The sequence below is a fragment of the Actinobacillus suis ATCC 33415 genome (assembly GCF_000739435.1).
GTDB classification, from domain to species: Bacteria; Pseudomonadota; Gammaproteobacteria; order Enterobacterales; family Pasteurellaceae; genus Actinobacillus; species Actinobacillus suis.
On record NZ_CP009159.1, the window covers coordinates 613,406 to 625,214 of the forward strand.

9 protein-coding genes are annotated in these 11,809 nt (G+C 40.6%); all 9 read left to right on the plus strand.

Annotation, left to right across the window (positions count from 1 at the left end; genetic code table 11):
• Nucleotides 1-76 precede the first annotated feature (76 nt).
• The 9 genes from ASU1_RS02840 to aceE all read left to right on the plus strand — a co-directional run bounded on the left by ASU1_RS02840 (nt 77) and on the right by aceE (nt 11,621).
• Nucleotides 77-1,999 (plus strand): DNA repair helicase YoaA, encoded by a 1,923-nt coding sequence (locus ASU1_RS02840; RefSeq protein ID WP_014991360.1) that lies wholly within the window; start codon nt 77-79, stop codon nt 1,997-1,999.
• 65 nt (nt 2,000-2,064) lie between these two features.
• The gene (locus tag ASU1_RS02845) at nt 2,065-2,424 is read left to right on the plus strand and encodes a CidA/LrgA family protein (RefSeq protein WP_014991361.1); all 360 of its coding nucleotides are present in this window, start codon (nt 2,065-2,067) and stop codon (nt 2,422-2,424) included.
• A gap of 14 nt (nt 2,425-2,438) precedes the next feature.
• Nucleotides 2,439-3,125 carry an LrgB family protein gene (locus ASU1_RS02850; RefSeq protein ID WP_014991362.1) on the plus strand — a complete coding sequence of 229 codons (687 nt, stop codon included), beginning with the start codon at nt 2,439-2,441 and terminating at the stop codon, nt 3,123-3,125.
• Between the two features lie 62 nt (nt 3,126-3,187).
• On the plus strand, nt 3,188-4,933 hold the full coding sequence (msbA, locus tag ASU1_RS02855; protein ID WP_014991363.1) for a lipid A ABC transporter ATP-binding protein/permease MsbA: 1,746 nt from the start codon (nt 3,188-3,190) through the stop codon (nt 4,931-4,933).
• A gap of 134 nt (nt 4,934-5,067) precedes the next feature.
• Nucleotides 5,068-5,700, plus strand: coding sequence for a lipoprotein insertase outer membrane protein LolB (lolB, locus tag ASU1_RS02860; RefSeq protein WP_014991364.1), 633 nt, complete (start codon nt 5,068-5,070; stop codon nt 5,698-5,700).
• Nucleotides 5,700-6,545 carry a 4-(cytidine 5'-diphospho)-2-C-methyl-D-erythritol kinase gene (gene ispE, locus ASU1_RS02865; RefSeq protein WP_014991365.1) on the plus strand — a complete coding sequence of 282 codons (846 nt, stop codon included), beginning with the start codon at nt 5,700-5,702 and terminating at the stop codon, nt 6,543-6,545. Before lolB ends, ispE begins: the two co-directional genes overlap by 1 nt.
• A 31-nt stretch (nt 6,546-6,576) precedes the next feature.
• Complete coding sequence (locus ASU1_RS02870) at nt 6,577-7,527, plus strand: ribose-phosphate pyrophosphokinase (protein WP_014991366.1); 951 nt, start codon at nt 6,577-6,579, stop codon at nt 7,525-7,527.
• Nucleotides 7,528-7,598: 71 nt separating this feature from the next.
• A complete protein-coding gene (pyrD, locus tag ASU1_RS02875) occupies nt 7,599-8,609 on the plus strand; it encodes a quinone-dependent dihydroorotate dehydrogenase (RefSeq protein ID WP_039194981.1) in 1,011 nt (336 codons plus the stop codon).
• Between the two features lie 357 nt (nt 8,610-8,966).
• Complete coding sequence (gene aceE, locus ASU1_RS02880) at nt 8,967-11,621, plus strand: pyruvate dehydrogenase (acetyl-transferring), homodimeric type (RefSeq protein ID WP_039194982.1); 2,655 nt, start codon at nt 8,967-8,969, stop codon at nt 11,619-11,621.
• Nucleotides 11,622-11,809 lie beyond the last annotated feature (188 nt).

Sequence of the window (11,809 nt, forward strand, 5' to 3'; positions counted from 1 at the left end):
TAAATATTTATACAGTATTATAATAAAAAGGCTGTTTGCTCATTTTGGGCAGGCAGCCTTAATGCTTTTTATATATATGAACAAATTAGACAATAAAATCATTCATGCTTTCAGTGAAGAAGGCTTATTAAGTAACAATATTCAAGGTTTTCGTCCTCGTGCCGCTCAACTAGAGATGGCGCAAGCGGTCGGAAGAGCAGTAAAATTTGCGACACCGACTGTGGTGGAAGCAGGGACAGGCACAGGTAAAACTTTTGCTTATTTGGTACCAGCATTGCTTTCCGGCAAAAAAACCATTGTTTCGACCGGTTCTAAAAACCTGCAAGATCAATTATTTAATCGAGATCTGCCTACTATTCAAAAAGCTTTAAAATATAAAGGTAAAGTCGCTTTATTAAAAGGGCGAGCCAATTACCTTTGCTTAGAACGCTTGGATCAAGTGGTGGCAATGGGCGTGCTGGGAGATAAATCAGTATTAGCGGATTTATCGAAAGTCAGCAAATGGCATACTTCAACTAAAACCGGCGATTTAAGCGAATGTATCACGATTGCGGAAGATAGCCCGATTTTACCGCAGTTAGTGAGTACTGCAGAAAGTTGCTTAGGTTCGGACTGTCCGCATTTTAAAGATTGCTATGTGGTGCAAGCTCGCCGCAAAGCTATGGAAGCGGATGTGGTGGTGGTCAATCATCATCTGTTTTGTGCTGATATGGCGGTCAAAGAAACCGGCTTCGGTGAGTTAATCCCAGAGGCGGAATTGATCATTTTTGATGAAGCACACCAATTGCCGGATATCGCCAGCCAATATTTTGGTCAATCGCTAAGTTCTCGTCAGCTATTCGATATTTGTAAAGATACTAATATTGTTTACCGTACCGAATTGAAAGACCTCGCTCAGTTAGGCAAAGCGGCGGATCACTTACAAAAAGTGGTACAAGATTTTCGTTTGTTGATGGGGGCGGAAGGTACGATTCGTGGTAATTTGCGAGAGTTGTTTAACGACCAAAAAGTAGTGGACGGTTTAACTAAGGTTGCGGAAAACATTGATTTTTTAAGCGATGTGATTAAAAAATCACTCGGACGCTCGGAAACGCTCGATAAAATTTTCGAAAGATTGGCGGAAGTCAAAGTTCAATTAAAAAAATTGAGCGATACTACTGTCGTTGGCTATTGCTATTGGTATGAAGCCAACGGACGTTCTTTCGGTTTACATATCACGCCGTTAACTGTGGCAGACAAATTTGGCGAACAACTCAAAAATCAGCAAATTGGTTGGGTATTTACTTCAGCAACGCTTGAAGTTGGAGGCAAATTTGATCACTTCTGTCAGCGTCTAGGCATTGAGAATGTGGAACAATTGGTGCTGCAAAGCCCTTTTGATTACGCGAATCAGTCTTTGCTTTGTGTGCCTCGTTATTTGCCGGATACCAATAAATCACACACCTTAACTGAATTAGGCAAAATGTTGATGCCCGTTATTGAAGCTAATAACGGTCGTTGCTTTTTGCTTTGCACTTCCTATTTTATGATGCGAGGTTTAGCGGATTTTCTGCGTGAACATAGTAAATTAAGCGTGTTATTGCAAGGGGAAACTAGCAAAGCCCGCTTATTGGAAAAGTTTATTGCGGAAGAAAATAGCGTATTGGTTGCCACCCAAAGTTTCTGGGAGGGAATTGATGTGCGAGGTGATGCGTTATCATTGGTGATTATTGATAAGCTGCCATTTACTTCGCCGGATGAACCGCTGCTAAGAGCCCGTATGGAAGATTGTCGTTTACAAGGTGGAGAACCGTTTAACGATATTCAAATTCCGGAAGCGGTGATTACGCTTAAGCAAGGCGTAGGGCGATTAATTCGTGATGTAACCGATAGAGGCGTGGTGATCATTTGTGATTCACGTTTAGTGATGCGGAATTATGGTCAAACGTTCCTGAAAAGTTTGCCGCCGTCAACACGAACACGTGATTTAAATAAAGTGATTCAGTTCTTAAAAAATTAGTGAGCAAGCGGTTAAATTTGCAAAATTTTTTGCGGATCTGACCGCTTATTTTGGAGGATACTCACATGATTGTTCGTATGCTCAGAATGTTGATTTCCTTAGCGTTACTCTTTGCGATGCTATACGCTGGAAAATTACTTAGCATTCTGATTCCGATTGGTATTTCCGATAGTATTTGGGGAATGCTATTACTGTTTAGCTGTTTAGTTATCGGTGTTGTAAAAGTTGAATGGGTAACGCCAAGCGCAAGACCGTTAACACGTTATATGACGATCTTCTTTATTCCTATCTGTGCTGAAATTATCGAACATCTTGATACTTTACAGGTACATTTCACCTCATTTGTGTTCGCCAATATACTTAGTACCGCAGTTTCTTTAGTCTTAATTGGACTGTTTGCGCAATGGATTTTTCACCGTAAATAATAGAAGAAGGTAATATGATATATTTTTATTCTCTCTTAACTATTTTCGCCTTTCTTGCTGGGCAGCGTATCAGCCAAAAGTTACGTTCGTCCGTACTTAATCCTTTTGTGATTGCTTTGGCAATCGTCATTTTAGTGATTGTGATGGGTAAAGTGCCTTATGCGGAATATTATCAGGGCAATTTTCCGATCAACAATTTACTTGGTGTATCTGTTGTAGCGCTCGCCTTACCATTCTATGAGCAGTTACCGCAAATTCGTAAAAAATGGCGTCCTATTTTAGCGGTTGTTGTATTTGGAAGCGTATGTACCATGTTAACCGGTGTATTATTTGCCGTGTTACTGGGCGCAAGTCCGTCTATTCTTGCGGCAATTGTACCTAAATCGGTTTCTACGCCGATAGCAATTGCGATTTCAAGCCAAATTGGTGCAAGTTCCGCAGTAACAGCGGTTGGCGTGCTGGTTGCTGGGCTGTTGGGCTCAGTATTTGGATTTAGCTTCTTACACTATATTGGCGTACGTAATGTCCGTGCTATTGGTTTAACGATGGGGGCAGTTTCTCATGCGTTAGGTACAGGACGTTGTATGGAATACAGTGTTAAAACCGGCAGCTATAGTTCTATCGCATTGGTATTAAGTGGCGTACTTTCGTCCGTTTTAGCGCCTTTCGTGTTCAGACTTGTATTAGCTTTATTCTATTAATTTGGTATCTCATTCAATTCAGGGTACAATGCCCCGATTTTTGAAAATTAAGAATGGACATTATGCAAGAAAAAGATCTTTCGACCTTTAAAACGTTTAAACGTTTATTTCCAACGATTGCGCCTTATAAGTGGGGACTTGTTGTCGGGGCAATCGCGCTAGTGCTGAATGCACTGGTAGATTCGGGGCTTATCTATCTCTTAAAACCGTTGTTGGATCAAGGATTTGGTCAGGCAGATCACAGTTTTTTAAAACTTATGGCTGTGTTAGTCGTGGTATTTATTTTAGTGAGAGGTATCACGAACTATATTGCCGGCTATTGTTTAGCTTGGGTTTCGGGCAATGTTGTGATGACTTTACGTCGTAATATTTTCCAACATTTAATGTATATGCCGGTCAGTTATTTTGACCAAAATCCGGTTGGACGCTCTCTTTCTCGTGTAACGTATGATACGGAAATGGTTGCGACTTCTTCTTCACACGCTTTAGTCACTATCGTGCGTGAAGGGGCATATTTAATTTCATTATTTGTGGTGATGATTTACACCAGTTGGCAATTATCGTTAGTGTTATTTGTTATGGCGCCCGTCATCGGTATATTAATCGGTATTGTGTCAAAACGTTTCCGTAAATTGAGCCGTCATATCCAAAGTTCAATGGGTGAATTAACCGTAACTACCGAACAGATGTTAAAAGGGCATAAGGTTGTTTTATCATTCGGCGGTCAGCAAGTTGAAAAAGAGCGTTTTGATCGGGTAAGTAATGATATGCGCTGTAAAGGGATGAAAATCGTTTCGGCAGATGGGATTTCAGATGGCGTTGTGCAATTAATTGCGTCTTTTGCTTTATCGGTTGTTTTATATGTAGCGACATTCCCTGAAGTGATGAGTGAAAATCTTACGGCAGGTTCGTTTACCGTGGTGTTTTCATCTATGATGGCAATGTTACGTCCGTTAAAATCGTTGACGAATGTGAATTCACAGTTCCAACGTGGTATGGCGGCTTGTCAAACGTTATTTGAATTCCTCGATTTGAAAACAGAGAAAGATCTTGGTACTCACGAAGTTACACGAGCAAAAGGTGATGTGGTATTCAATAATGTTTCGTTTAGTTATGAAGGTAAAGACGAACGTGCATTATATCGCATTTCTTTTGCTATTCCGCAAGGTAAAACAGTGGCATTGGTCGGTCGTTCCGGCTCAGGCAAATCAACAATTGCAAATCTATTAACGCGTTTTTATGATATTGATGAAGGTGAAATTACATTGGATGGCGTAAATATCCAAGACTATAAATTAGCGAATTTACGTGAACAATGTTCGGTGGTTTCACAACAAGTGCACTTATTCAATGACACGATTGCCAATAATATCGCTTATGCAGCTACTGATAAATATAGTCGTGAGCAAATTATCGCTGCGGCGAAAGCGGCACATGCGATGGAATTTATTGAGAAGCTTGATGACGGTTTAGATACGGTGATCGGCGAAAACGGCGCCAGCCTTTCGGGCGGTCAGCGTCAACGTTTAGCGATTGCCCGTGCTTTATTACGTAATTCGCCGGTATTGGTATTAGATGAAGCGACTTCTGCACTAGATACGGAATCCGAACGTGCAATTCAAGCGGCACTTGCTGAGTTACAAAAAGATAAAACCGTGCTTGTGATCGCTCATCGCTTATCTACGATTGAAAAGGCTGATGAAATTTTAGTCGTCGATCACGGACAAATTATCGAACGTGGTTCTCACACTCAATTACTCACACAAAACGGGGCTTATAAACAATTACATAGCCTTCAATTTAGCTAATCGAACGAAGTCTCCCTTTCGGGAGACTTTTCGTTTTTTACAAGCGGTCAAAAATGGCTAAAAAATTACAAATTTTTAACAGAATTAGACCGCTTATAAGGTAGAATAGCCACTCACGTTATAAAAGGTTCGCTATGAAAAAATTTTCTTTTTTAGTTTCGCTCGGCGCGATGTTAGTGTTAACGGGCTGTAATTCGGTGTTAGATGCACCTACAACTGTTCAGACACCGACCGCACAAATCCCACATGCTGATGCCAAATGGCAGCAACATCTTAATCAATTAGCGCAAATTAAGCGTTATCAAGCAAAAGGGCAATTCGGGTACATTTCACCTGAAGAGCGTTTTTCTTCACACTTTGATTGGCAATACCAATCAGTAAATAATTTCGGCTTAGAGCTTTCATCAAATTTATCGACAAAGTCGATGAAATTACATCGTACTCAACGAGGATTAACCGTTTCGGACAGCGAAGGGCGCTCACGTACGGAAGCGGATGTTGATGCGCTGATGGAAGAAATTATCGGCGTTTCGTTTCCGATTGATCAATTTGCCTATTGGGTAAAAGGTCAGCCGGAAAAAAACGGTAATTATATTGTGAATGAAAAACGTCAACTTTCACAATTTAGTTATCTGATTAATGGTCAAGTGTGGCAAGCGAGCTATGTTGAATATCACGAAGATCGCCAACCGAACTTACCGAAGTTAATCGTATTAGAGAATGGTCAACAAACCTTAAAAATTCGTATTGATCAATGGACGTATTAATGAATAAAGTCACTTTACCTAGCCCGGCTAAGTTAAATCTTTTTTTATACATTACTAACAGACGCACAGACGGTTATCACGAGTTACAAACCTTATTTCAATTTTTAGATTTTGGCGATGAAATTTCACTGGAAGTAAATCAGAGCGGTGAAATTGAATTGTTAAACGAAATTGAAGGAGTCGAAAAAGAGCAGAACTTAATTTATCGAGCTGCAAAATTATTACAAAATCATACCGCTTGTACGAAAGGTGCCAAAATCGGCGTAACCAAACGTTTACCAATGGGTGGTGGCGTTGGCGGAGGTTCATCGAATGCGGCAACCGTACTGGTTGGATTAAATCATTTTTGGCAAACAGGCTTAAGTCTTGAAGAGCTTGCAGAACTAGGACTGAGCTTAGGTGCGGATGTACCGATTTTTGTGCGAGGCGTTGCGGCTTTTGCAGAAGGTGTCGGCGAAGTGTTAACACCTTGTGAGCCGGAAGAAAAATGGTTTGTGGTGTTAAAACCGAGTGTTTCTATTTCGACTGCCGTCGTTTTTAATGACCCTAATTTGCCTCGAAATACGCCAAAACGTAGTTTAGCAGAACTGTTAGAGAATAAATGGGCAAACGATTGCGAAAAAGTTGTGCGAGATCATTATTCAGAGGTTGAAGATCTTGTTCAAGAATTGGTAGAATATGCATCGTTTCGGTTAACGGGCACTGGTGCTTGTATTTTTGCCGAATTTGATTCAAAAGAAGACGCGCAGAAAGTCTTCGACCGCAAACCTCAAAACGTGTGTGGTTTTGTTGCTAAAGGGCAGAACATTTCGCCTTTGCACAAAAAATTAAACTTAATTCCCTAACTTCCCTTTGTAAATTCAAGGATCAATTCCAATGCCAGATATCAAACTGTTTGCGGGTAACGCAACGCCAGAACTTGCAAAACGTATTGCAGAGCGCCTTTACATCTCTTTAGGCAATGCAACAGTCGGTCGTTTTAGCGACGGTGAAATTCAAGTTCAAATTAATGAAAACGTACGTGGTTCGGATGTGTTTATTATCCAATCGACTTGCGCACCAACTAATGACAACTTAATGGAATTGATTGTGATGGTTGATGCTTTACGTCGTGCGTCTGCAGGTCGTATCACGGCTGTTATCCCTTATTTCGGTTATGCTCGTCAAGACCGTCGTGTTCGTTCAGCGCGTGTGCCGATTACGGCAAAAGTGGTTGCGGACTTCCTTTCAAGCGTAGGTGTTGACCGCGTTTTAACCTGTGACTTACACGCAGAACAAATCCAAGGTTTCTTTGATGTACCTGTAGATAACGTATTTGGTTCTCCGGTGCTTATCGAAGATATTCTTAAGAAAACGGATTTAAATAATCCAATGGTGGTATCACCGGATATCGGTGGTGTGGTACGTGCGCGTGCGATCGCTAAATTATTAAATGACGCGGATATGGCAATCATTGATAAACGCCGTCCAAAAGCAAATGTATCACAAGTAATGCATATTATCGGTGATGTTGCCGGTCGTGACTGTATCTTAGTTGACGATATGATCGACACTGGCGGTACGTTAGTTAAAGCTGCGGAAGCATTGAAAGAACGTGGTGCAACCAAAGTGGTTGCTTACGCAACGCATGCGGTATTCTCAGGTACTGCAGCAATGAACTTAGCGAACCCAGCATTAGATGAAGTAGTTGTAACCGATACAATTCCACTTTCTGATGAAATCAAAGCATTAAACAAAGTGCGTGCATTAACATTATCAAGCATGTTAGCAGAAGCTATTCGTCGTATTAGCAACGAAGAGTCCATTTCTGCAATGTTTGACGCATAATTTCTGATAAGGGCGAGTTGAATACTCGCCCTTAGTTTATCTATTTCTTTCTATTAACCGAAGAGCTCATCATGTATTCCCTCATTCGTAAATGTCTGTTTGCTATGGACGCTGAAAATGCGCATAATTTTTCCGTTCAAGCGCTTAAACTTGTCGGAAAATTACCTTTTGATCCTTTACCCATTCCTCATAATCCAGTTGAGGTGATGGGGCTGCAGTTTAAAAATCCTATCGGTCTTGCCGCCGGTGCGGATAAAAACGGTGAAGCGATTGACGGTTTTGGCAAGTTAGGATTCGGTTTTATTGAAGTAGGAACGGTTACACCGGTTGCACAAGACGGTAATCCTAAGCCACGTCAATTCCGTCTTTTGGAAGCGGAGGGCATTATCAATCGTAATGGTTTTAATAATTACGGTGTGGATGTGTTGGTAGAAAATGTGAAGCGTTCCAAATATGACGGGGTACTCGGAATTAATATTGGTAAAAATGCCTTTACGCCAATTGAGAACGCTTTGGATGATTACCAAATTTGTTTACGTAAGGTGTATGAGTATGCCGATTATATTACGGTGAATATTTCTTCACCGAATACCAAGAATTTACGTTCATTGCAATACGGTGATGCATTAGATGAATTGCTGAGTGCATTAAAGCAAGAACAATCAATACTTTCGCAAAAGTTTGCAAAATATAAACCGCTTGTTCTGAAAATTGCACCGGATTTAACGGATGAAGAAGTTGCTTCGGTAGCGGATAGTTTGGTACGACATAAGATTGACGGCGTTATTGCCGGTAATACCACTTTATCTCGAGAACCGGTAGCAGGTTTAAAACATGCGGAACAGCAAGGTGGCTTAAGTGGTAAGCCATTAAATTCGCTCAGTACCCATTTAATCCGTAGGTTGGCGAAGGAATTAAACGGGCAGTTGCCAATTATTGGTAGCGGAGGTATTCATTCTGTCTCCTCCAGTCAGGAAAAAATTGATGCGGGTGCAAGTTTATTACAAGTTTATTCGGCAATGATTTATCAGGGGCCGGCGCTGATTCAGGAGCTGGCCAAACAGATCAAACTTAATAAATAGCCTTAAACAAGCGGTTAAAATTTGTAAAAAAATTGCAGGTTTTAACCGCTTGTTTATAGGAAAGACAACGGTTGGCGCAGGTCAAAAAAATAGACAAAATAGGTCAATTTTGTTATCTTGTTAGCCAAAATTTTTCTACAAATTTTCAACATTTTTTATAGTGTGATAAAAAGTGTTTAAAATCAAGTAGATATCGCAAGATATTCACTCGAATAGAAAACAGGTTTTTACATTTTGTTAAACTTTCTGTGTGTTTTATGTTTAGTCTAATCGAATGAATGTCTATAATTTCATCAAACGATAAGTTTAAGTATAGAGAACTTATCACTCATTATTTACTTAAAATAAGGACAACCTATGTCAGAGTTAGAAAGAGATGTAGATCCATTTGAAACCAAAGAGTGGTTAGAATCACTTGATTCATTAATCCGTGTAGAAGGTGTTGAACGTGCACAATTCATTATCGATGAATTATTAAGCCAAGCGCGTAAAGATGGCGTGCCGGTTCAATCTGGTGTGACAACAGCATATGTAAATACTATCCCTGTGTCTGCACAACCAGCTTACCCGGGTGACCACAAAATTGAACGTCGTATCCGTTCTGCAGTACGTTGGAACGCTATCGCAATGGTTTTACGTAGCCAGAAGAAAGATCTTGACTTAGGTGGTCATATTTCAACTTTCCAATCAGCAGCAACAATGTATGAAGTGTGCTACAACCACTTCTTCAAAGCGGCAACTGAAAAAAATGGCGGTGACTTAGTATTCTTCCAAGGTCACGCAGCACCAGGTATGTATGCACGTGCTTATGTTGAAGGTCGTTTAACAGAAGAACAATTAGACAATTTCCGTCAAGAAGCATTTGCGGATGGTTTGTCTTCATACCCACACCCGAAATTAATGCCTGAATTCTGGCAATTCTCAACTGTATCAATGGGTTTAGGTCCTGTTAATGCGATTTATCAAGCACGTTTCTTAAAATACCTTGAAAACCGTGGCTTAAAAGATACGTCAGACCAAAAAGTTTACGCATTCTTAGGCGATGGTGAGATGGATGAAATCGAGTCTAAAGGTGCGTTAACATTTGCTGCTCGTGAAAAATTAAATAACTTAATTTTCACTGTAAGCTGTAACTTACAACGTTTAGACGGTCCGGTAAACGGTAACGGTAAAATCGTTCAAGAATTAGAAGGTTTATTCACCGGTGCAGGCTGGGAAGTAATCAAAGTATTATGGGGCAGCAACTGGGATAAATTATTCGCGAAAGATACTTCAGGTAAATTAGCACAATTAATGATGGAAGTAGTTGATGGTGACTACTTAACCTTCAAATCAAAAGACGGTGCTTATATTCGTGAACACTTCTTCGGTCGTTACCCAGAAACAGCTGCATTAGTAGCGGATATGACAGACGAAGAGATTTGGGATCTTCGCCGTGGTGCGCACGACAGCGAAAAACTTTACGCTGCATATGCGAAAGCACAAAAATCAGATAAACCAGTTGTGATTTTAGCTCACCAAGTTAAAGGTTATAAAATCCCTGAAGCAGAAAGTAAAAATACTGCTCACCAATCGAAAAAAATGTCATTAGAAAGCTTAAAAGGCTTCCGTGACTACTTCGAATTACCGTTAACCGATGAGCAAGTAGAAAATCTTGAGTACATCAAATTTGCTGAAGGTTCTGAAGAATACAACTACATTCACGGTCAACGTAAAGCATTAAACGGTTATGTTCCGGCTCGTCGTCCTAAATTTGACGTAGAGTACAAAGTACCTGCATTAGAAGAATTCAAAGCGTTACTTGAAGAACAACCACGTGGTATTTCAACCACAATGGCGTTTACACGTGCATTAAATATCTTATTAAAAGATAAAAACATTGGTAAAACAATCGTTCCAATGATCGTTGATGAAGCACGTACATTCGGTATGGAAGGTTTATTCCGTCAAGTGGGTATTTACAACCCGCACGGTCAAAACTATACGCCTTCAGACCGCGATTTAGTGGCTTACTACCGTGAAGCGAAAGACGGTCAAGTATTACAAGAAGGTATCAACGAATTAGGTGGTGCAGCGTCTTGGGTTGCAGCGGCAACGTCTTACTCTGTAAGCAACCAACCGATGATTCCATTCTTCATCTATTACTCAATGTTCGGTTTCCAACGTGTGGGCGATATGATGTGGTTAGCGGGTGACCAATTAGCTCGTGGTTTCATGGTCGGTGGTACGTCTGGTCGTACAACGTTAAACGGTGAAGGTTTACAACACGAAGACGGTCATAGCCATATTCAAGCGGGTATTATCCCTAACTGTATTACTTACGACCCATCATTTGCGTTTGAAGTTGCAGTAATCATGCAAGACGGTATCAACCGTATGTATGGTGAAAAACAAGAAGATGTTTTCTATTACATGACAACATTAAACGAAGTAATGGATCAACCGGCAATGCCAGCAGGTGCTGAAGAAGGTATCCGTAAAGGTTTATATAAATTCGAAACCGTTAAAGGTAAAGGCAAAGGTCACGTTCAGTTATTAGGTTCTGGTGCAATTATGCGTCACGTTCGTGAAGCAGCACAAATCCTTGCGAATGACTATGGCGTAACTTCAGACGTATTCTCTGCGCCATCATTCAATGAATTAGCGCGTGAAGGTAATGATGCAGTACGTTGGAACTTATTACACCCAACAGCGGAACAACGTGTTCCTTATGTAGCACAAGTATTAGCGGACTTACCGACAGTTGCTTCAACCGACTATGTGAAACAATACGCAGATCAAATTCGTGCGTTCGTACCAAGTAAACATTATCATGTATTAGGTACAGATGGTTTCGGTCGTTCAGACAGCCGTGCTAACTTACGTGAACACTTCGAAGTTGATGCTCGTTACGTTGTTGTTGCAGCGTTATCACAATTAGCGAAAGAAGGCACAGTAGAAACTAAAGTTGTTGCTGATGCAATCGCTAAATTCGGCTTAAACGTAGATCGTATTAACCCATTATATGCATAACATTAAAACTCTCCCCCTTTAATGGGGGAGAGACAGGCAATACTTCGTTTAGAAGTATTGGCAGAGAGAGGGTAAATGCAAAAAATTAATGAAATTTGACCGCTTTCCCTCTCCCTGAAAAATTGCTCAACGCAATTTTTCTGTCCCTCTCCCACAAGTGGCGAGGGTAGTTTATTAAATGAAGGATT

What these genes read in the sequence shown, in the direction of transcription:
- ASU1_RS02840 (WP_014991360.1), top strand. Translation starts at nt 77, where the DNA reads ATGAACAAATTAGACAATAAAATCATTCATGCTTTCAGTGAAGAAGGC.
- ASU1_RS02845 (WP_014991361.1), top strand. Translation starts at nt 2,065, where the DNA reads ATGATTGTTCGTATGCTCAGAATGTTGATTTCCTTAGCGTTACTCTTT.
- ASU1_RS02850 (WP_014991362.1), top strand. Translation starts at nt 2,439, where the DNA reads ATGATATATTTTTATTCTCTCTTAACTATTTTCGCCTTTCTTGCTGGG.
- msbA (WP_014991363.1), top strand. Translation starts at nt 3,188, where the DNA reads ATGCAAGAAAAAGATCTTTCGACCTTTAAAACGTTTAAACGTTTATTT.
- lolB (WP_014991364.1), top strand. Translation starts at nt 5,068, where the DNA reads ATGAAAAAATTTTCTTTTTTAGTTTCGCTCGGCGCGATGTTAGTGTTA.
- ispE (WP_014991365.1), top strand. Translation starts at nt 5,700, where the DNA reads ATGAATAAAGTCACTTTACCTAGCCCGGCTAAGTTAAATCTTTTTTTA.
- ASU1_RS02870 (WP_014991366.1), top strand. Translation starts at nt 6,577, where the DNA reads ATGCCAGATATCAAACTGTTTGCGGGTAACGCAACGCCAGAACTTGCA.
- pyrD (WP_039194981.1), top strand. Translation starts at nt 7,599, where the DNA reads ATGTATTCCCTCATTCGTAAATGTCTGTTTGCTATGGACGCTGAAAAT.
- aceE (WP_039194982.1), top strand. Translation starts at nt 8,967, where the DNA reads ATGTCAGAGTTAGAAAGAGATGTAGATCCATTTGAAACCAAAGAGTGG.